General features: G+C 72.2%; 17 protein-coding genes. 10 read left to right on the top strand and 7 right to left on the bottom strand.

Annotated features, from left to right (window positions below):
- Positions 1-279: 279 nt before the first annotated feature.
- Positions 280-1,563, bottom strand: a complete 1,284-nt coding sequence (locus tag ADL29_RS21160; protein ID WP_107095034.1) for an amidohydrolase family protein — start codon at positions 1,561-1,563, stop codon at positions 280-282.
- Positions 1,564-1,873: 310 nt separating this feature from the next.
- On the opposite strand from ADL29_RS21160, the gene afsR reads away from it, so the two are divergent.
- From afsR to ADL29_RS21135, 5 genes are all read left to right on the top strand, one after another.
- The gene (gene afsR, locus ADL29_RS21155; protein ID WP_053925160.1) at positions 1,874-4,816 is read left to right on the top strand and encodes an SARP-family global regulator AfsR; all 2,943 of its coding nucleotides are present in this window, start codon (positions 1,874-1,876) and stop codon (positions 4,814-4,816) included.
- Between the two features lie 215 nt (positions 4,817-5,031).
- On the top strand, positions 5,032-5,247 hold the full coding sequence (locus ADL29_RS21150) for a hypothetical protein (RefSeq protein ID WP_053925159.1): 216 nt from the start codon (positions 5,032-5,034) through the stop codon (positions 5,245-5,247).
- 217 nt (positions 5,248-5,464) lie between these two features.
- On the top strand, positions 5,465-5,662 hold the full coding sequence (locus tag ADL29_RS21145; protein ID WP_053925158.1) for a hypothetical protein: 198 nt from the start codon (positions 5,465-5,467) through the stop codon (positions 5,660-5,662).
- 172 nt (positions 5,663-5,834) lie between these two features.
- Entirely contained in the window at positions 5,835-7,412 is a 1,578-nt protein-coding gene (locus tag ADL29_RS21140) for a class I adenylate-forming enzyme family protein (protein WP_053925157.1), read from the top strand.
- 139 nt (positions 7,413-7,551) lie between these two features.
- Entirely contained in the window at positions 7,552-8,157 is a 606-nt protein-coding gene (locus tag ADL29_RS21135; RefSeq protein WP_053925156.1) for a TIGR03086 family metal-binding protein, read from the top strand.
- A gap of 9 nt (positions 8,158-8,166) precedes the next feature.
- On the opposite strand, the gene ADL29_RS21130 is transcribed toward ADL29_RS21135, so the two are convergent.
- On the bottom strand, positions 8,167-9,801 hold the full coding sequence (locus ADL29_RS21130) for a FadD3 family acyl-CoA ligase (protein ID WP_053925155.1): 1,635 nt from the start codon (positions 9,799-9,801) through the stop codon (positions 8,167-8,169).
- 112 nt (positions 9,802-9,913) lie between these two features.
- Between ADL29_RS21130 and ADL29_RS21125 the strand changes: the two genes are divergently transcribed.
- From ADL29_RS21125 to ADL29_RS21115, 3 genes are read left to right on the top strand one after another with little or no spacing between them, the layout of a single operon-like run.
- Positions 9,914-11,065 carry a lipid-transfer protein gene (locus tag ADL29_RS21125; RefSeq protein WP_053925154.1) on the top strand — a complete coding sequence of 384 codons (1,152 nt, stop codon included), beginning with the start codon at positions 9,914-9,916 and terminating at the stop codon, positions 11,063-11,065.
- Positions 11,066-11,071: 6 nt separating this feature from the next.
- Complete coding sequence (locus tag ADL29_RS21120) at positions 11,072-11,539, top strand: Zn-ribbon domain-containing OB-fold protein (protein ID WP_053925153.1); 468 nt, start codon at positions 11,072-11,074, stop codon at positions 11,537-11,539.
- Entirely contained in the window at positions 11,536-12,318 is a 783-nt protein-coding gene (locus ADL29_RS21115) for an enoyl-CoA hydratase/isomerase family protein (protein WP_053925152.1), read from the top strand. The genes ADL29_RS21120 and ADL29_RS21115 overlap by 4 nt, the downstream gene beginning before the upstream one ends.
- A gap of 4 nt (positions 12,319-12,322) precedes the next feature.
- Here the strand turns inward: ADL29_RS21115 and ADL29_RS21110 are convergent, their stop codons facing one another.
- Positions 12,323-12,871 (bottom strand): hypothetical protein, encoded by a 549-nt coding sequence (locus tag ADL29_RS21110; protein WP_053925151.1) that lies wholly within the window; start codon positions 12,869-12,871, stop codon positions 12,323-12,325.
- A 189-nt stretch (positions 12,872-13,060) separates the two neighbouring features.
- Between ADL29_RS21110 and ADL29_RS21105 the strand changes: the two genes are divergently transcribed.
- Complete coding sequence (locus ADL29_RS21105; protein WP_053925150.1) at positions 13,061-13,939, top strand: hypothetical protein; 879 nt, start codon at positions 13,061-13,063, stop codon at positions 13,937-13,939.
- A gap of 48 nt (positions 13,940-13,987) precedes the next feature.
- Here ADL29_RS21105 and afsK read toward each other — a convergent pair whose 3' ends face one another.
- Together afsK and ADL29_RS21095 are read right to left on the bottom strand one after the other, a co-directional pair.
- Positions 13,988-16,555: a protein serine/threonine kinase AfsK gene (gene afsK, locus ADL29_RS21100; protein WP_245689551.1), complete on the bottom strand. Its 2,568-nt coding sequence runs from the start codon at positions 16,553-16,555 to the stop codon at positions 13,988-13,990.
- Between the two features lie 487 nt (positions 16,556-17,042).
- Positions 17,043-17,807 carry a VOC family protein gene (locus tag ADL29_RS21095; protein WP_053925149.1) on the bottom strand — a complete coding sequence of 255 codons (765 nt, stop codon included), beginning with the start codon at positions 17,805-17,807 and terminating at the stop codon, positions 17,043-17,045.
- A gap of 351 nt (positions 17,808-18,158) precedes the next feature.
- Between ADL29_RS21095 and ADL29_RS21090 the strand changes: the two genes are divergently transcribed.
- Positions 18,159-18,806 (top strand): TetR family transcriptional regulator, encoded by a 648-nt coding sequence (locus tag ADL29_RS21090; RefSeq protein ID WP_046927519.1) that lies wholly within the window; start codon positions 18,159-18,161, stop codon positions 18,804-18,806.
- A gap of 197 nt (positions 18,807-19,003) precedes the next feature.
- Here the strand turns inward: ADL29_RS21090 and ADL29_RS21085 are convergent, their stop codons facing one another.
- Positions 19,004-19,474, bottom strand: a complete 471-nt coding sequence (locus ADL29_RS21085) for a nitroreductase/quinone reductase family protein (RefSeq protein ID WP_053925148.1) — start codon at positions 19,472-19,474, stop codon at positions 19,004-19,006.
- A complete protein-coding gene (locus tag ADL29_RS21080) occupies positions 19,474-20,733 on the bottom strand; it encodes an acyl-CoA dehydrogenase family protein (RefSeq protein WP_053925147.1) in 1,260 nt (419 codons plus the stop codon). The genes ADL29_RS21085 and ADL29_RS21080 overlap by 1 nt, the downstream gene beginning before the upstream one ends.
- Positions 20,734-20,774: the final 41 nt, after the last annotated feature.

The raw sequence follows: 20,774 nt of genomic DNA, 5'->3' as shown, positions 1-20,774 counted from the left end.
CCGCCAACGAAACACCGCTGCCGCGGTCAAAGACTTCCGGCGCCCCGGTCTCGGCGTCCACCACCGGGATCAGCAGCTTCCGCTCCGGCCGGTGGTGCGCGCCCGCCGACGTGCCGACGGTCAGATCCGCCTCGGCGAGCTCCACACCGGCCCCGCGCAGCCCGCCGACGAGCCCGGCCGTCCGGGCGGTACCGACGACGCGGCACCGGCGGAGCGGATCGGCCGTGCCGCCTCGGCTGCTCGGCTACTGCCCGGCCGGTCCGCCGCGGCCCGTCGTCCTCACCCCTTCGCTCCCGGCGCCCAGAGCCCCTCCCCCGTAAGCCCCAGCAGCTCGATCGCGTTCCCCCGCACGATCCGCTCCACCACATCCGGCGCCAGGTGCCCCATCTGCGCCTCCCCGACCTCCCTCGACTTCGGCCAGGTCGAGTCCGAGTGCGGGTAGTCGGTCTCGTACAGGACGTTCGCGACCCCGATGGCGTCCAGGTTCCGCAGGCCGAACGCATCGTCGAAGAAGCAGCCGTACACATGCTCCGCGAAGAGTTCGGACGGCGGGCGCAGGACCTTCTCGGCGACGCCGCCCCAGGCGCGGTTCTCCTCCCAGACGACGTTCGCGCGTTCCAGGATGTACGGGATCCAGCCGATCTGGCCCTCGGCGTACATGATCTTCAGGTTCGGGAAGCGGTCGAACTTGCCGCTCATCAGCCAGTCGACCATCGAGAAGCAGCAGTTGGCGAAGGTGATGGCGGAGCCGACGGCGGGCGGGGCGTCGGGCGAGGTGGACGGCATCTTCGACGAGGAGCCGATGTGCATGGCGACGACCGTGCCGGTCTCGTCGCAGGCGCGCAGGAACGGGTCCCAGTGGTCGGTGTGGATGCTGGGCAGACCCAGGTGCGGCGGGATCTCGCTGAAACAGACCGCCCGTACGCCGCGGGCCGCGTTGCGCCGCACCTCGGCGGCGGCCAGTTCCGCGTCCCAGAGCGGGATCAGGGTGAGCGGGATCAGCCGGCCCTGCGCCTGCGGGCCGCACCACTCCTCCACCATCCAGTCGTTGTAGGCGCGTACGCCCAGCAGCCCCAGCTCGCGGTCCTTGGCCTCGGTGAAGGTCTGGCCGCAGAAGCGGGGGAAGGTGGGGAAGCAGAGCGCGGACTGGACGTGGTTGACGTCCATATCGGCCAGTCGTTCCGGCACGCTGAAGGAGCCGGGGCGCATCTGCTCGAAGGTGATGCCCTCGAGTCTGATCTCGTCGCGGGTGCAGCCGACGGCGGTGTCCAGGCGGGTCATAGGGCGGTGCAGATCCTCGTAGACCCACCAGTCGGCTATGGGGCCGTCGTCGCCCGGGGCGCCCATCTGCGGGGCGAACTTGCCGCCCACGAAGCTCAGTTCCTTCACGGGCGCCCGCACGATGCGCGGGCCGATGTCGTGGTACTTCGACGGGAGCCGGTCCCGCCAGACGTGGGCCGGTTCCACCGTGTGGTCGTCCACCGAGATGATCCGGGGGAAAACCGGGAGGTCCGGGGCTGTCGGAAGGTCCGGGGATGCCGGGGAGCTCGGGAAGGTCTCCATGTCCATGACGGCCACGGTAGCGCCGATCTGACGATCCGTCAGTAATGCGCGGAGGAAACACGGCACGGGAACCGGCAGGGGCTCCTGCGCGTGCCAGACCCAGGGGAGGCACACAGGGGGCGCACGGAACCTACGGCTCCGCGCCCCTCTGCGCGCCTCCCCGTCACCGCCCACCCGCCAGCCGGGGAGGCTTTGTGGACGCTCCAGATCCCTACTGACGTAAAGGGCCCTGACAAGGCAGACTGGCCGTTGCGCACAGCGGATACGTGCGAACAGCGCGTATACGAACGGGACAGGGCAGGGGGAGATGATGGACGACGGTACGGGGCAGGGGCAGGAGCGGCTCCGCTTCACCGTGCTCGGTCCCGTACGGGCCTGGCGCGGCGAAACGGCGCTGGCTGCGGGCTCCCCGCAGCAACGGGCGCTGCTCGCCGCACTGCTGCTGCGCGGTGGCCGCACCGCCACCGCCGCCGAACTGGTCGACGCCCTGTGGGGCGACGAACCGCCGCACGCCGCGCTCGCCGCGGTGCGCACCTACGCCTCCCGGTTCCGCAAGGCGCTCGGCCCGGACGCCGATGCGCTGGTCAGCGAGTCCGGCGGGTATGCGATCCGGTCGACGGACAGCCGGCCGCTCGACCTCGATCACGACCACGCCGAGCAGTACGCCGCCGAGGCGGAGAAGGCCCGGACCGCCGGCGACCTCGGCCGCGCCCGCGAACTCCTCGACCGGGCGCTGGACCTGTGGGACGGCGAACCGCTGGCGGGACTCCCGGGCCCGTACGCCGAAACCCAGCGCACCCGCCTCAACGAGTGGCGGCTGTCCCTGATGGAGACCCTGCTCGAACTCGACCTGGAACTCGGCAGCCATGCCGAGGCCGTCTCCGAACTGACCGCCCTCACCGCCGCCCACCCCCTGCGCGAACGGCTGCGGGAACTGCTGATGCTGGCGCTGTACCGCAGCGGGCGGCAGGCGGAGGCGCTGGCGGTCTACACCGACACCCGGAAACTGCTCGACGACGAACTGGGCGTCGATCCCTGCGCCTCGCTCTCCGAGCTCCAGCAGCGCATCCTGCGCGCCGACAGCGACCTGGACGCGCCGCCCGTCGTCAGCGAAGGCCGGGACGCCTCCGGCCGGGCCAGCGTACGGCCCCAGCAACTGCCCGCCACGGTCGCCGACTTCACCGGCCGCGCCGCCTTCGTCGCCGAACTCGGCGATCAGCTCGCCACCGCCGAGGGCAGCGTGATGGCCGTCTCCGCGCTCACCGGCATCGGCGGCGTCGGCAAGACGACGCTGGCCGTGCATGTCGCCCACGCCGCCCGCGAGCACTTCCCCGACGGGCAGCTCTACGTCGACCTCCAGGGCGCCGGCCACACCCCCTCCGAGCCCGAGGCGGTCCTCGGCGCCTTCCTGCGCTCCCTGGGCATCCCCGACTCCTCCATCCCCGACGGCCTGGCGGAGCGATCCGCCCTCTACCGTTCCACGCTGGCGGGCCGGCGCATCCTTGCCCTCCTGGACAACGCCCGCGACGCCGCGCAGGTCCGGCCGCTGCTGCCCGGCACGGAGGGCTGCGCCGCCCTCATCACCAGCCGCGCCCGCATGATCGACCTGGCCGGTGCGCACCTCATCGACCTCGACGTCATGAGCCCCGAGGAGGCGCTGGCCCTCTTCACCCGCATCGTCGGCGAGGAACGCGTCAACTCCGAACGCCAGGCCGCCATGGCCGTCGTCGGCGCCTGCGGCTTCCTCCCGCTGGCCATCCGCATCGCCGCCTCCCGCCTGGCCGCCCGCCGCACCTGGACCGTCTCCATCCTGGCCCGCAAACTCGCCGACGAACGCCGCCGCCTGGACGAGCTGCGCGCCGGCGACCTGGCCGTCAAGGCGACCTTCGAGCTGGGCTACGGCCAGCTGGAGCCGCAGCAGGCCCGGGCGTTCCGGCTGCTGGGGCTGGCGGACGGGCCGGATATTTCGCTGGCGGCGGCTGCGGCGATGCTGGATCTGGACACCGATGACACCGAGGAACTGCTGGAGTCCCTTGTGGACACCTCCCTCCTGGAGTCCGCGGCACCGGGGCGCTACCGCTACCACGACCTCGTGCGCCTGTACGCGCGCGACTGCGCCGAACGCGATGAGCAGCCGCCGTCGGAGCGGGAGGCGGCGCTGTCGCGGTTGCTGGACTTCTACGTCGCCACCGCCTCCCAGGTGTACGCGCTGGAGCGTCCGGGTGACCGTCTGATCCACCATATGGAGACCCCCGACTATCCCGGTCTCACCTTCACCGACCGCACCACGGCACTGGAGTGGCTGTTCAGCGAGGCCGGGTGCCTTCTCGCCTGCGCACGGCGTTCCAGCGGCCCCACGACGCTGCGGCGCGCCGCCGATCTGCTGCTGCTCACCAAGGACCTGGCCGAGTCCGGTGCCGATGCACTGCGCTACGAGCAGACCAACATCGTGTTGCTGGCGGCCGCCCGGGAAGCCGGGGACCAGCACGCCGAGGCGCGGTTCCACCTGTCGCTCACCTACGTCCGTACCCTGTCGGGACGCCTGGACGAGGCGGACGAGAACGCCAAGTCCGCCATGTTGCTGGGGCTCGCCACCGAGGACCCCTTCGCCTCCTCGTACGCACCCAACGACCGGGGCATCATCGCCAACGCCCAGCGCCGGCACGACGACGCCGAGGCGTACTTGCGGCAGGCCCTGTTCGCCTTCCGCGACGACGGCAACCGGCAGTCCGAAGCCAGCGCGCTGTGCAACCTCTCCCGTGTCCACCTGGACACCGGCCGCGTGGCCAGCGCGATACAGCTGGCGGAGGAAGGCATCGGTATCTACCGCGAGCTGGGCGCCAAGCGTCGCCTTGCCAACGGCATGTACGCCCTCGCCCTCGCGTACACCCAGGCCATGCGGCTGGACGAGGCGGTCGGCCAACTGAACGACGCCCTGGCCATCTTCAGGGACAGCCGGCAGCGGTTCTGGGAAGGGATGACCTACTTCAGGCTGGCCGAGGTCGATCTCGCCGCCGGGCGGCCGGCCCTCGCGGCGAACCACGCCGAGCAGGCGCTGACGGCGTTGCGCGGGATCGGCGGCGATTCCTGGCGCGCCACGGTTCTGACCACACTGGGCCGCGCCCTGCACGAGCTGGGGCACACGGGACGGGCGCGGGTGTGCTGGCAGGAGGCGCTGGCCACGTTCGAACGCCTGGGGTCCCCGGAAGCCAACGTGGTCCAGGCACTTCTCTCGCCCGCCGCGGTCGTATAACCGGCTCCGTTCCACGCCAACGCCGACGTTTATCGATCGTTCATCGCGCCGGGCCAGTCTTATCACCATCGATCCGCCGCCTCGGGGGGCAAGCGGCTCGATGCCCAGGCCGCGCAGATATCGTGAGCGGCCGTGCCACGTCCGTCCGGCGGTCCTCGGGGGAGTCGCCGGGCGGGCGGACCAAGCATCAAGCGCCCATACAGGAGTTGATTTCTGTGAGCACCAGCAAAGAGCCCCAGGCCACCGGCGAGCGGGATGTCATCAGGCCGATGGACAACCACCAGCCCATCGCTGCCCCCGGAGTCACACCGCGGGTGAAGAAGCGGGCGGATCGGGACGTGGTCAAGCCGCTGGACAACCACCAGCCCATCGCCGGGACCACCAGCAGCACCACCGGGGACAACCACCAGCCTCTCGGTGAGCCCAAGTAAGTCCCGCTGAACCAACGGGGGGATCCGGGGGATTGCAGGGACCGTTTCAATGGCGTGGAGGGGGAGCCATTGAAACGGTCCCTGCGACGTTTTTCCCCATGGAAAGTAAAACCTGCAATATTCGGCTGCTTTCCCTCACAAGACTCGAACATCTGCGCACACTTGCCGCTAGTTTGTTTTTGCGAACAGCAATGCCCCCGGCCACCAAGGAGCTGGAATGACTCGCGCACAGAAGTCTCTCGCCGCCGTCGCCATCGCACTGTCCACGGTCGGCGCCGCCGCCGTAGCCGTCATGACCGACCATCACATACCCAGCACACCGGACTCCGCGGTGGTGGCGCAGGACCATCACATGCCGGTGGCGCCGCAGCACATCACCACCTCGCTGGCGTCGCTGGACAACCACATTCCCTGATCACGGGAGTAGACGGAAGCCCCGCATCGCAGATCCGGGGAGCGGGGCCGGGCCGGCGACGCCCGGCCTCTTCCTTTTCCCGGACCCCTCCTCGGGTGCACCTACCTGACGCTCCATCAGATTCGCTGCTACAGTCACGCCACCCGCGATCCACGGTCCGCGAGGAGGCGCCATGTTCGACCCCGCCCGCATCCGCACCCTCTGGGACCTGGTCGAGTACCGGGCGCAGGCCTCCCCCGGATTGCCCATGTTCTTCGAGGGCGGCGGGCGTACCGTCACCTTCGGCGAGGTGCGGGACGAGGCGGTGCGGGTCGCGGCCGGGTTCCGGGGGCTGGGGGTCGGGGCCGGGACGCGGGTGGCGTGGCAGTTGCCGACGCGGGTGGAGACGGTGGTGGCGTCGTTGGCGCTGGCGCGGATCGGGGCCGTACAGACGCCGGTCATCCCTCTGCACCGGGAGCGGGAGGTCGGGTTCATCCTGGCCGAGTCGGCGGCCGAGTTCGTGCTCGTCCCGGGTGTGTGGCGGGGGTTCGACTACGGCGCGATGGCGCGGAAGCTGGCCGGGGACGGCCGCACGGTGATCTCGGTGGCGGACGGGCTGCCGGCCGGCGATCCCGCGGACCTGCCGGATGCCGCGCCCGGCGGCGGGGACGGCCGCACCACCTGGATCTACTACACATCCGGGACGACCTCCTCCCCCAAGGGCGTCGAGCACACGGACGCCTCGCTGATCGCCGGCGGGGTCGGGCTGGCCACCGCGCTGGGGATGTCGGGGGACGACATCGGCTCGATCGCCTTCCCGTACGCACATATCGCCGGGCCGGACTACGTCGTCGCGATGCTGGTCAGCGGCTTTCCGGCGGTGGTGCTCGAGACGTTCGAGCCGGGACGGGCGGCCGAGGTCTACCGGCGGCGCGGGGTGACGATGGCCGGTGGGAGTACGGCGTTCTATCAGGCGTTCCTGGAGGAGTCACGGCGGTACCGGGGCCGGGCGCCGGAGGCCGGGCGGCTGATCCCCTCGCTGCGGCTGCTGTCCGGCGGCGGGGCGCCGATGCCCCCGGAGCTGTACGAGGAGGCCGGGCGGGAGCTGGGCTGCGCGATCGTGCACGGGTACGGGATGACGGAGTGCCCGATGATCGCGATGGGAACGCCGTACGACAGCGACGATCAGCTGGCGCACACGGTCGGCCGTCCCGTCACCGGTGCCCAGGTGCGGATCGTACGGGCGGACGGGAGCGCGGCCGGGGCCGGGGAGCCGGGTGAGGTGACGCTCAAGGGGACGATGCTCTTCCGGCGCTACACGGACCCGGCGCTGACCGCCGAAGTCTTCGACGAGGAGGGCTACTTCCACACCGGTGACCTGGGATATCTGCGGCCCGACGGGCACCTCGTCCTCACCGGGCGGCTCAAGGACATCATCATCCGCAAGGGAGAGAACATCTCGGCCCAGGAGGTCGAGGATCTGGTGCGTACGCATCCGGCGGTGGCCGATGTCGCGGTCATCGGGCTGCCGGACCGGGAGCGGGGGGAACGGGTGTGCGCGGTGGTCACACCCGCCGGTACGGCCGGCGCGCCGCTGACCCTCCGCGCCCTGACCGCCCACCTCCGGGCCGCCGGCCTGATGACGCAGAAGCTGCCGGAGCAACTGGAGCTCACGGACGAGCTGCCGCGCGGCGGGCCGCTCAACAAGGTCCTCAAGACGGCACTGCGGGAACGCTATGCGGGGCCGGGGCGGGAGGTTCCCCCCATGTAGTGAGCAGCGCGAATCTCGACACGACGCCGCCCAGCGGTGTGGCGATGACTTCCGATGGCCGTTGGAGTCTTCACTGGAGGAGGGGATACCCCCCGACAGTTCGAGGACCACAGGACGGCAGTACGGAAGGACCGGGCACATGACCGAGACGATCGACTTCGCGGCGCAGGCCCAGCTGGTGGGGCGGCTGGCCGAGCACACCACCGAGGAGCAGCTGGACGCTCCCACGCCGTGCGAGGAATACGCCGTACGCCATCTGCTGGGCCATCTCGTCGGGCTGACCGGCGCCTTCCGGGACGTGGCGCGCAAGCACCTCGGGCCGGCGACCAGCACGCCGCCGGGTGACGCGGTGCCGGATGTGACGGCCGGCTGGCGCGAGGACCTGGCCCGGAACCTGGACGAGATGGCGGCGGCCTGGCGTGAGCCGGACGCCTGGACCGGCGAGACACAGGCGGGTGGGGTCACCCTGCCCGGCGCCGTCGCGGGGCGGATCGCGCTCAATGAGCTCGTCCTGCACGGCTGGGACCTGGCGCGCGCCACGGGGCAGGACTACGCGCCCGATCCGGCCGGCCTGGGGGTCTCGTACGCGCTGCTCACCTCCTGGACCGAGGAGTCGGGTGGCGCTCCCGGGCCCGCTTTCGCCGCCCCCGCCCCGGTGGCGGCGGACGCTCCGCTGCTCGACCGGGTGGTGGCGCTCAGCGGGCGGCGGCCGGACTGGACGCCCCCGGAGCAGCCCGCCGGGTGACCGAGTCCCTCACCCGGCGGCCACCCCGCCCCCCTCCCCCAGCCGCCGCTTGACCACCTTCCCGCTCGCGTTGCGCGGCAGTTCCGTGACGAACTCGACCTCGCGCGGCACCTTGTAGTTGGCCATCTCGCGGCGGGACCAGGCGATCAGGTCGTCGGCGGTGAGGGACGAGCCGGGGCGGCGGACCGCGTACGCCTTGCCGACCTCGCCCAGGCGGGGATCGGGGATGCCGATGACGGCGATATCGACGATGTCCGGGTGGCGGCCGAGGAGTTGCTCTATTTCGGCGGGGTAGGCGTTGAAGCCGCCGACGATGAACATGTCCTTGATGCGGTCGGTGATCCGGAGGTTGCCGTCGGCGTCGAGGATGCCGACGTCGCCGGTGCGCAGCCAGCCGTCGGGGGTGAGGGCGCGGGCCGTGCCGGCCGGGTCCTCGAAGTAGCCGGACATGATGTGGTAGCCGCGGACCAGGACCTCCCCGGGGTCGCCGGGGGCCGCCGGGCGGCCCGCGGCGTCGACGACCCGGACCTCGGTGCCGGGTATCGCGCGGCCGGAGGTCGCGGCGATGACGTCGGGCGGGTCGCCGCGGCGGCACATGGTGACGATGCCGGAGCTCTCCGAAAGGCCGTATGCCGTCAGGACGGTGGAGATCTTCAGCTCGCTGCGCAGCCGCTCGACCAGCTCCAGCGGGACGACCGCAGCGCCGGTGACGACGAGGCGGAGCGCGGAGAGGTCGTGCAGCGCGCGGGCGGGGTGGTCGAGGATCTGCTGGTGGAGGGTGGGCGGTCCGGGGAGTACGGAGATCCGCTCGGCGGCGATGTTGGCGAGCGCGGTCTCCACGCCGAAGACCGGCTGGGGGATCATCGTGGCGCCGCGGAGCAGGCAGGCGATGATCCCGGCCTTGTAGCCGAAGGTGTGGAAGAAGGGATTGACGATCAGGTAGCGGTCGCCCTGCCGGAGGCCGGCCAGGTCGCTCCAGACGGCGTAGGCGCGCAGGGTCTGGGCGTGGGTGATCACCGCGCCCTTGGGGTGGCCGGTGGTGCCGGAGGTGAAGACGATGTCGGAGGGGGCGTCGGAGCGGATGGTGTCGGCCCGGGTGGCTACCGCTGCGGCGGGGACGGAGGCACCGGCGGCCAGGAAGTCCTTCCAGGTGGTGAAGTCGGCGGGGGCGTCGTCGGACAGGACCACGATCCGTTCCAGGTGCGGCAGCCCGGGGAGCGGGCCGGGGCCGGTGCCGTCCTCGGCGGCGCGGCGGAGCGAGGCGACGTAGGAGGTGCCGAGGAAGGTGCCGGTGACGAAGAGCAGTCTGGCGCGGGTGCGGCGCAGGACGTAGGCGGTCTCGGCGCCCTTGAAGCGGGTGTTGACGGGGACGAGAACGGCGCCGGCGGTCACCGCGCCGAGGGCGGAGACGATCCAGTCGAGGGTGTTGGGCGCCCAGACGGCGACGCGGTCACCGGGCGCGACACCGGAGGCGATACAGGCGGCGGCCGCCCGCGTCACCCGCTCGCCCAGCTCGGCGTAGGAGATCCGGGTACGGCCCTCGACCACGGCCTCATGGGGGCCGTACCGCTCCGCGGCCGCGCGCACCAGGCGGGGAAGGGAGCCGTACTCCAGGTCCGCCCGCAGATCCAGGTCATCGCGCATCGACTGCCTCCCGCGAAAGAGCCGAACGATCGATCCCCGACAGCTGACTGTCCGTCAGATTAGCGGTAGCCTCCACGCCTGTCAGTACTGACGGCCGACCACGGAGGTGGCGATGGGGGCGACCCTCAAGGACGCTACGGCGATAGCCGGCATCGGACAGACTCCCTTTGCCAGACAACTCCCGGAATCAGAACGGACCTTGGCGTGCCGGGCGATCGTCGCGGCGCTGGACGACGCCGGGATCGCGCCGTCGGAGGTGGACGCGTTCGCCTCGTACACCATGGAGGAGACGGACGAGGTCGAGATAGCCAAGGCGATCGGTGCCGGGGACGTCACCCACTTCTCCAAGGTCGGGTACGGCGGCGGGGGATCGTGCGCAACGGTGGCCCACCTGGCCGCCGCCATCGCCACCGGACAGGCGCACGTCGGCGTCGCCTGGCGCTCGCGCAAACGCGGTTCGGGACCGCGGCCCTGGAAGAACACCCGGGTCCAGCTGCCGACCTCGGGGCAGTGGACCCGCCCCTTCGGACTGCTGCGCCCCGCCGACGAGATCGGCATGCTGGCCCGCCGCTATATGCACGAATACGGCGCCACCCGCGACCACTTCTTCAACGTCGCCCTCGCCTGCCGCAACCGGGCCAACCAGAACCCGGCCGCGATCATGTACGACCGCCCGCTGACCCGCGAGATGTATATGACCGCGCGCTGGATCAGCGACCCGCTCTGCCTCTTCGACAACTGCCTGGAGACGGACGGGGCGCTGGCCTGTGTCGTGGTCTCCGCCGAGCGCGCCCGCGACTGCCGGCAGCGGCCCGTCTATGTGCACTCCGCCGCTCAGGGCCTGCCCGCCCAGCACCACGGCATGGTCAACTACTGGAACGACGACCCGCTCACCGGGCCCGCCTGGACCGCCGCCCGCCATCTGTGGAAGGGCGCCGACCTCGGACCGCAGGACGTCGACGTGGCGCAGATCTATGACGCGTTCACCCCCCTGATTCCCCTCTCCCTCGAGGGCTACGGCTTCTGCGGGCGCGGCGAGGGCGCGGCCTTCACGGAGGGCGGCGCGCTGGAGATCGGCGGCCGGCTCCCCCTCAACACCGGCGGCGGGGGCCTGTCCGAGGCGTACGTCCACGGTTTCAACCTGATCACCGAAGGCGTCAGGCAGCTGCGCGGCACCAGCACCGCCCAGGTCCCCGACGCCGCCACCTGTCTGGTCACCGCGGGCGAGGGGGTCCCCACCTCGGCCCTGCTGCTGAGGAGTTGACGGCCGATGAGCTCTCGCGACAATCCCCCCGACACCGCCGCTGACCTGCTGCTTCCCGTGCCCGACGACGACGGCGCACCCTTTTGGGAGTACGCCGCCCGAGGCGAACTCCGCGTCCAGGCCTGCGCCGACTGCGACGAGCCGCGCTTCCCGCCCCGCCCCTGCTGCCCGCACTGCCAGTCCTTCGCCGCCCGCTGGCAGCGGATGAGCGGCCGCGGCCGTATCTGGTCCTATGTGCTGCCCCATCCGCCGCTGCTGCCCGCGTACGCCGCGCAGCCCGGCTACAACGCGATCGTCGTGGAGCTGGCCGAGGCCCCCCGTATCCGCCTCGTCGGCAACCTGGTCAGCGCCGCCGACGCACCCCTGAACTCCGTCGACCCGGCGCGGCTGCGCATCGGCGCCCCGGTGAAGGTCGCCTTCCACGCCATGCCCGGAGGCGTGACCGTACCCCGCTGGATCCTGGAGCGGCCATGACGGTCCGTACGGAGATCACCGACGGGGTCGCGCTGGTCACCCTCGACCGGCCCGAACGGCACAACGCCATCGACCTGGAGACGGCCGCCGCACTGGCCGCCACCTGGCGGGCGATCCGCAGCGACGACGGGGTGCGCGCCGTGGTCCTCACCGGAGCCGGCGGGAGCGCCTTCTGCACCGGCATCGACCGGTCCGTCAGCGTGCCGCAGCCGTCCTCCCCGTACGCGATCGACGACCCGCTGCTGACCGTCGGACCGAAAGCGAACGACCTGTGGAAGCCGGTCATCGCGGCCGTGAACGGTATGGCCTGCGGCGGCGCGTTCTATCTGCTGGGCGAGTGCGAGTTCCTCATCAGCGCCGAGTCCGCCACCTTCTTCGACCCGCATACGACCTATGGCATGGTCAGCGCCTACGAGGCGATCGGGATGGCGCAGCGGATGCCGTTCGGCGAGGTGGCGCGGATGTCGCTGATGGGGACGGCGGAGCGGCTCTCGGCGGCGCGCGCGTACGAGACCGGCCTGGTGTCGGAGGTCGTACCGGACGGCGAGGCGGCCGGGGCGGCGCTGCGGGCGGCCGCGGTGATCGCCGGATACCCGACGGCGGCCGTCCAGGGGACCGTGCGGGCGGTGTGGTCGGCGCGCGAGGCGGTCCGTGCGCAGGCGCTGGCGGGCGCCCCGCAGCTGATCGCGCTCGGCAACGCGGCGCCGGAGCTCCAGGAGCAGCTGTTCGCGGCGCGGAGAACCGGTGACACCGCCAGGAGGGGCCACCGGGTGCGGTGAGCCACTACAGCTTGGTCTTCTCCGCCCGGGTGACCTGGCAGGTGTACCAGAACTGCCCGTAGTTGTTGCCCCAGTTGACGGAGTACTTGGCGGTGTACGTCTCGGTGTCACCGGGACCGACGGTGATGCTGCGCTGGTGCAGGCCCCACGCCTTGCCGTCGGCCGGCTTCGCCTTCATCCAGTTGATCGCGATGTCGTAGCTGAAGGTGCTCTCGCTGGACGGGTTGGTGACCGAGACCGTGTACGTGAACTGGCCCAGCGAGCGCGAGAAGTCACAGTTCCTGCCGGTGACGTCGTTGCGGCCGTCCGGGTCGAAGGTCTCCTCGGTCTCCTGGGGCTCGGGCGAGTAGGTGTCCTCGGACGTCGGGTCCGAGGACGGCGTCGGGTCGTTCGGGTTGTAGCCGGTATCCGTGGGGCTCGGGGAGCCGGTCAGCCTGACCTTGGGGGCGCCGAAGGCGCAGCCGCCGACCGTTGCGAGGGTGGTCAGGGTGAGCGCGGCCGCGACGACCGCCCGAGTGCCCCTGCCTATCTGTGTCCGCGTGCCCTGCTTCATGCCCTTTGCCCATCCCCCGGAAGACGTCTGTGCCGCGCCATGCGTTGCTGACGCGTGCACGGCACCCTAGCAAGCGGGGGTGACACCCCGGGCCGGGCCCGGAAGCCCGGGAGAAATAGCGGGCGCGGGCGGTCAGGCGTAGCGTCGGTGACGGAGGACCTCAGGACGACTCGAAACGAGGCGACGCCAGTGGTGCGCAACGTCATCGGATCCCTGATCGCCCTCATCGGAGCGACGGCCGCCGTCTGGAGCCCCTTCCGTCCCTGGTACGACGGCCGTCACGGTAGCGACTTCCGTATCGAGGACCTCTTCACCCACATCACCGACGGCCGTGCCTCGCTCTACGGCTCCCTCTTTCTGCCGCTGGCCTTCGCGGGCCTGGTCACCCTGATCGGCGTCGCGCTGCGCTCGCGGCTGCTCGTCGCGTGCGCGGGCGTGGTCGTGCTGGGCTTCACCGTCCTGTGGATGGTCCGCCAGGGACAGGCGGCGGGCGAACTCACCGCGGGCGCCCACGGCCTCGGGGCGGGTGTGCCCGCCGCCCTCGGTGGCGGCGTACTGCTGCTGGTCGGCGCACTGGTGATGAGCGGCCGTCGCAGCCGGGTGGGCGGCCGCCACGCCGGGCGGCGGTACGACGAGGGGTACGACGAGGGGTACGACGAAGCGTACGGCCGGTACGACGAGCGCCCGGCCCCTCACCCGGTGGCGTCCGAGCCATGGGACCCCGCGCGCCCGGTGACCCATGACCCGGCGGCCCAGGAGTGGACTCCGGAGCAGTACACGAACGATCAGTACGGCGACGAGTACGGCAATGAGGGGGAGCCGGGCGGTGAGCCGCCCTATGAAGGGCCCGTCACCCGTCCCCTGACCCGGCCCGGATTCGGCCCGGGAGGGCCCGGCCCCGAACGGCGCCCGCCGCACGAGCCGGCCACCGAGCCCTGGCCCCGCCCGACGCCGCCACCGCCTCCCCCGGAGCGTCCGGGGCAGCGGCAGCCGCCCACCCCGCCGGTGGAGTGGGGCAGGGAAGAGCGGCAGCGGGGTGTCCAACGGCCTCCGGAGGAGCGGGAATAGGCAGGGCAGCGCCACACCCCCGGGCCACGGCCGCCGGGGGTGCGCCGGTTACGGCCGCCGGGCCTGTCCCGTTCCCTTCGCCGCGTCCAGCGCGTAGACACAGCGGTCCTTGCTGCACGCGTAGACAACGCCGCCGACGGCCACCGGCGATCCGGTGATCTCGCCGCCGGTCGCCAGCTTCCAGCGCAGCTGTCCGCCCATGGCGTCCAGCGTGTACAGGCAGTGGTCGGCGGAGCCGAAGTGCACCCGGCCCTCGGCGACGACCGGCGCGCCGACCACCTCCGCACCGGCCTGGAACCGCCAGCGCGGGGTGCCGGTGACCGCGTCCAGGGTGTAGAGGGCCTTGCCGCTGCCCAGGTGGACCGCGCCGTGCGCGACCAGCACCGGCTCGGTGGACTGGCGCGCTTCGGTGGCGATCCGCCAGCGGTCGCGGCCGTCGGCCGGGTCCAGGGCGTAGACCGTGCCGAGGTAGTCCGCCAGATAGACCCCGCCGCCGGTGACGGCCGGGCCGGGCGCGAAGGCGGGCGGGCTCAGGAACACCGCGGGCGCCTCGAAGTGCCAGCGCACATCGCCGCGCGCGATGTCGATCGCCATCACGCGCGTACCGGCCACGACGTAGACCACGCCGTCCGGCGCGGGCAGCAGGCGCATCGGCACACCGCCGCAGGACGCCGTGTCGCCCACCGGGTACGACCAGCGTTCGACGCCGGTGCGCGCCTCCAGCGCCTTGAGCCGTGCGTCGTCCCAGACGAACACCGTGCCCTCGTGCGCCACGGGCCCGGCCTCGGCCGTCTCGAAATCGGTCTGGACGCGGTCGATCTCCCACAGCAGCTCGCCGTTGGCGGCCTCCCACGCCTGGACGCCGCCGCCGCGCGTACTGGTGATGACGGTGCCGCGGTCGACGGTGAGGGCGTAGACCCAGCCGTTGGTGTTCAGCCGCCAGCGCTCGGTGCCGTCGTCGGCGTCCAGGGCGTACAGGCTCGGGCCGTCCGAGGCATGGATCCGGCCGTCGGCGACGGCCATCGCCCACGCCACGTCGCGGGTCTTGAACTTCCGCCGCCCGCTGGCCACATCGAGGGCGTGCACCTCGAAGGACGTGACGTAGAGCAGGTCGTCCGCGACGACCGGGGTGCCCCAGACGTCGTTCGACATCCGGAAGCGCCAGGGGCGCCAGCGGCCCGGCTCGGCGGGCGGCTGCTCGGGCGGCGGGGGCGGCGCGGCCTCGGCGGCGTTGGCGTTGGCGTTGGCCTGATGCGGCACTCCGGCGGCCGGCCCGCCGCCGGGCGGCCGCACCCAGTTCGTCGCGGCACCGGCCTGCGCGCGGGGCTGCGGTTCGCGTGCCTCGCCGGCCCGCGGCCCCGGACCTATCGGTGCGGGCGAGCCACCCAGGCGTACGGGGCCGGCCTCCGGGGGCGCGGAGACCGGGGCCACCCGGGCCGTCGAGGCGTCCGGGCCCAGTGCCGCGGGCTGCGGCATCGGGCCGGGGCCGCCGGACCGCGGGTCGCCGCCGCGGTGCGCGCCGGGACCCGCGCCGATCCGGCCGGGCCAGCCGGTCGCGTCGGCGGCGCCGCCCACCGGCGCGCTCTCGGGCCGTGGCGGCGCCGGTACGGGCTGCGGGGCGGGCTCGGGCGGGGGCGGCGGGACGGCGGGCGCCTGCCGGGCGGAACCACGGGCGGAGGAGGCCCGCTGGGAGCTCTTGGGGACGGTGGACCGGCCGCCGCGGCGCTGCTCGATGAGCGCCACCGCGCCCGGCGGCAGCCAGGCCGACGCCGTACCGCTGTCGTCGCTGCCGGAGCCGAACAGATGCGGTGCCAGCTGGGACTGCAGATCGGCGGGGGACGGCCGGTGGACCGCCTCCATCTGCATACAGGACTCCATCAGGGGCCGCAGCTCGTCCGGGAGTCCGGTCAGGTCGGGGCCCTCGCGCAGCAGCATGAAGACGGTCTCGACGGGGTTGGCGCCGTGGAAGGGCGCATGCCCGGTGGCGGCGAAGACCAGCGTCGAGCCGAGGGAGAAGACATCGCTGGCGCCCGTCACGCTGCGGGAGTCACGGGCCTGCTCGGGCGACATGTAGGCCGGGGTGCCGACGGCGACGTTGGTCATCGTCAGCCGGGTGTTGGACACCCCGGAGGCGATACCGAAGTCGATCACCCGGGGGCCGTCCTCGACCACCAGGACGTTCGACGGCTTCAGATCGCGGTGCACCAGGCCCGCGCCGTGGATGGACTGCAGCGCCTCGGCGATGCCGGCCGCCAGCCAGCGCACCGCCTGGGCCGGCAGCGGCCCGCACTCATTGACTATTTCCTCGAGGGAGGGCGCGGGGACATAGGCCGTCGCCAGCCACGGCACCGCCGCCCGCGGATCGGCGTCCACCACCGCCGCGGTGTAGAAGCCGCTGACCGCGCGGGCCGCCTCGACCTCGCGTGTGAAGCGGACCCGGAACAGCTGGTCCTCGGCGAGCTCGGTACGCACGGTCTTGATCGCCACGCGCCGGCCGGACGCCGAACGCGCCAGATAGACCAGTCCCATGCCGCCGGCCCCGAGACGGCCGAGCACCTCGAACGGCCCGATCCGCCGGGGATCGTGCTGCGTCAGCTGCGTCAGCTGCTCCACCACTTGCCTGCCACCTCCCCGTGGGGCGTAAAAGAGACTCTCCAAAGCCACGAGTCGCCGAGAGCCACTGCCCCGTGCAGCGTCTCACCGCCTGGCCGAAACGGCCGTACGCGTGGTGATTCTTCCTGGCCGGGCCGATCGGTGCGAACCCGGGGCCATGCGTCGTGTCACGGATCACGCCCCGTCACATAGGGCTCACCCGTTACCCGACGTCCTTCACGCCCGCGCGACGTGCGCCGATACCTCCGGTGACGGGCGGCCGCCGGGAGGGTTACCGACCGGTCACCCGCACGCCGGTCCCGGGTATCCCGCACCGCAGCGGACCGCCGGCGATGCCCGTCCGCCGCCCGGTGGCCGTTCTCCTGCGCACCCGTGCAGCGCCGCACCCGCGCCGCATATTCCCCCGCGCTCCCACCCTTTTCCACCTCCGTGAAACCTCTGCCGCCGGCGACCGCCGGCCACCGGTGCCCCAATTCTGCGTCCCTGAGGGCTACTTCAGCCCTATGACGCCGAAGGTGGCCCCCTGATTGTCGCTGAAGACCGCGAACGGACCGCCGGGGGTCGGCTGCGGCCGGACGACGACGCTGCCGCCCAGGCCGGTCGCGGTGCGCGCCGCGGCATCCATCCCGTCGACGAGGAAGCAGACGAGGAAATGCGCCGGCTGCTCCGGCGGGAAGGTCGCGTCCATGGCGATCCGGCAGCCGATCTCGCGGGTCTGGCCGGGCAGCCGCCAGGGCAGGAAGCCGGGGCGCGCCATCGGACTGCCGGGGACGCCCTGGAAACCGAAGACCTCGGCGTAGAAGGCGTCGGCCGTCTCGGCGTCCCTCGTGTGCAGGACCGTCCAGATGTATCCGCCGGGCTCCGGGCCGGTCTCGAAGCCCTGGTGCTCCCCGGCCTGCCAGGCACCGAACACGGCGCCGGCCGGGTCGACGGCGGTCAGCATCATGCCGAGCGCGCCGGCCTCCGTGGGCGCCGTGAGGATCCGTCCGCCCGCCTCCCGGATCCGGGCTTCGGTGCGTTTGATGTCGCCGGTCGCGAAGTAGAGCCCCCAGGCCGTGGGGGACGCCTCGTCCTGCCGGGGCATCAGCCCCGCGGCTTTTCTGCCGTTGCGGAAGGCCTGGGTGTACCCGCCGGACCCGGTCGCGCCCTCGGAGAACGTCCAGCCCAGGAGGTCGCCGTAGAAGCGCTTGCCCGCTTCGGGATCGGGCAGCATGACGTCCGCCCAGCAGGGAGCGCCGTCCGCGAGTGCAGTCATGCGTCCACGCTAACGGCGGTACGGGCACCCCGCCCGACGAGTACTCGAACGTGTGGACGATTCATTTCCGGGTTGACGCAGGTCATCCGCACGCCACCTCCGGAGCGCCGCACAACGGACCACCCTCCGGCCGCATTTGCCGGCACCGCGCCGTGCACTTGTCCACCAAAGTTGTCCACAGCCTGTTGATAAGACCATTCACCAGTTTGGATCAAGCGCCGCCGCACGGATTCCGAGCCGTGTACGAGGCCGCAACCAGGGCGCCGGCGGGGGCCAGGCACCCCAAACTCCCGCATCCCCATTTGCAGGCAGCCAAATCGCGCTCCGATCACTGCTCGGTAAGCTGACGGCATGACAGGACAAGTGCGAACCGTCGACGGCAGAGTTGCCGGCCGCCGCGGACAGGCGACGCGGCAGAAGCTGCTCGACTGCCTCAGCGAAATGCTCAGTTCGTCCCCCTACCGGGACGTCAAAGTCATCGATGTGGCCCGAAAAGCGGGGACTTCACCCGCAACGTTCTATCAGTACTTCCCGGACGTAGAGGGCGCCGTCCTCGAAATCGCCGAGGAGATGGCCAAAGAAGGCGCAAGTCTGACCGATCTTGTCGCCGGACGCTCCTGGGTGGGCAAATCCGGCTGGCAGGCGGCGGAGGAGCTGGTCGACGGCTTTCTCTCCTTCTGGCGCAGGAACGACGCGATCCTGCGCGTCGTGGACCTGGGCGCGGCCGAGGGCGACAAGCGGTTCTACAAGATCCGCATGAAGATCCTCAACGCCGTCACCAACTCCCTTACGGACTCCATCCAGGAGCTCCAGAGCAAGAACAAGGTCGACAAGGACGTGAGCGCGGCGGCCATGGCCGGCTCGATCGTCGCCATGCTGGCGGCCGTCGCCGGGCACCAGAAGGGCTTCCAGAGCTGGGGCGTCAAGCAGGCCGAGCTCAAGCCCAACCTGGCGCTGCTGGTGCACTTCGGCATCACCGGCAAGAAGCCGACGAAGTAGCCCATGGCGAAGTAGCCGATGACGTAGTCGGCACTGCCGCCGCCGGACCGGTTCGCGACCGGTCCTGCACCGTCCTGCATCCGTCCTGCCATAACAGTGCAGCTGTACACACGCAGTACAGCTGTACACACAGCGGGTGCCGTCCGAGCCCTGAGGGCCGTACGGCACCCGCTGTGTGTACAGCGCCGTGTCCGCGCTCAGCGCCGCTCGAGCCGGAAGAGCCGGATCTCCCGTTCCACCCGCGCCTGATAGACGGCGTACGGCGGCCAGAAGGCGAGCGCCGCCCGCCAGGCCCGCTCCCGCTCCGCCCCGGCGAGCAGCCGGGCCCGTACGGGGATGTCCCGCCCCCGCCAACTGACCTCCGCATCCGGATGCTTGAGCAAATTCCCCGTCCAGGCGGGGTGTTCAGGGCGTCCGAAGTTGCTGCCGACCAGCAGCCAGCTGCCGCCGTCCTCCGGCATGCACGCCAGCGGGGTGCGCCGCGGCAGCCCGCTTCTCGCCCCGGTCGCGGTGAGGATCACACCGGGCAGCATCCGGGCGCTGAGCAGCACCTTTCCGCGGGTCAGCCGGTGTACGGCGCGGTCCAGCGCGGGGATGACGTGCGGGGCGACACGGGCGAACGTACGGGTCGAGGAGGCCTTCTGCAGCAGTCGCTCACCGGGCGGCATCACGCATCGACCGCCTCGCGCACGCCGGATGCCTCCGGCGCCCCGTTGACGTCCGCGAACAGCCCGGCCTCCTCGGCGGCCCTCGCCCGCAACCGGTGCACCGGCCCCAGCAGCAGCTCGTCACAGGCCGCGCGCTTGAAGTAGAGATGCGCGTCGTGCTCCCAGGTGAAGCCGATCCCACCGTGCAGCTGGATCGCCTCGGCGGCCACCTTCCGCAGCGTCTCCAGCGCCTGCGCGAGCGCCAGCGAGGCCGCCCCCGGTTCGGCCGTGCGGCGGCCCCCGGGGCGGGCGCCGCCCGCCGACCAGGCCGCGTAGTACGCCGCCGAGCGCGCCGCCTGCACCGCCACATACAGATCGGCGAGCCGGTGCTGCACGGCCTGGAAGGCGCCGACGGGCCGCCCGAACTGCTCGCGTGCCTGGACGTACTCGACGGTACGGGCGAGCGCGGCATCGGCCGCACCGACCGCCTCGGCGGCCAGCGCCGCTGCCGCCCCGGCCCCGGTGGCGGCCAGCACACCGGCCACCGCACCGTCCCCCCTCTCCCCCTCGCCCTCCCCCAGCAACTCGGCCGCCACATCCCGCAGTTCGATGCGCGCCTGCGGCCGGGTCTCGTCCATCGCGGTCTGCCGGGTCCGCACCAGGCCCGGGGTGTTGGCCCGTACGAGAAAGACCAGGGTGCGGCTGCGCGCGAAGCCACCGGTGTGCGCGGCCACCAGGAGGACGTCCGCGGTATGCCCGTCGAGGACCTGCGCGGCCTCCCCGTACAGCCGCCAGCCTCCGGCCCGCGCCCCCGCCTGGATGCCGCCCGCACGGCCGCCGCCCGCCCAGTCCCCGGCGTTCGGCCCGGTCAGCGCCAGCGCGGTCGCCAGCTGCCCGCCCGGTACGGCGAGGGTCGCGGTCAGCTCCCCGGTGGCGAGCTTCGGCAGCAGCCCCTCGCGCTGCCCCTGCGTGCCCAGGGCCAGGATCAGCGGCGCGGCGAGCGCGGCGGTGGCGATCAGCGGCGACGGCAGCAGAACGCGGCCGGTCTCCTCACAGGCCAGAGCGAGTTCGGTGGGCCCGCAGCCGGCGCCGCCGTATGCCGCGGGCAGGGCCAGTCCCGGCAGTCCGAGCTGTCCGGCGAGCTGCCGCCACAGCGCCCGGTCGTACCCGGGCGGGGTCCGTACCGCCGCCTTGACCTCGTCCGGCCCGCAGCGCTTGTGCAGCAGTTCGCGCAGGGTTCGGCGGATCTCGTCCTGCTCCTCGGTGAACGCGGCGTCCATCGGCGGGCTCCTCCCGGCCGTACGGCAGCGCCCGGGCGCCC

Origin of the sequence: Streptomyces chattanoogensis (assembly GCF_001294335.1) — a bacterium.
Lineage (GTDB): Bacteria > Actinomycetota > Actinomycetes > Streptomycetales > Streptomycetaceae > Streptomyces > Streptomyces chattanoogensis.
This window is presented reverse-complemented; position numbering and strand designations above follow the sequence as displayed.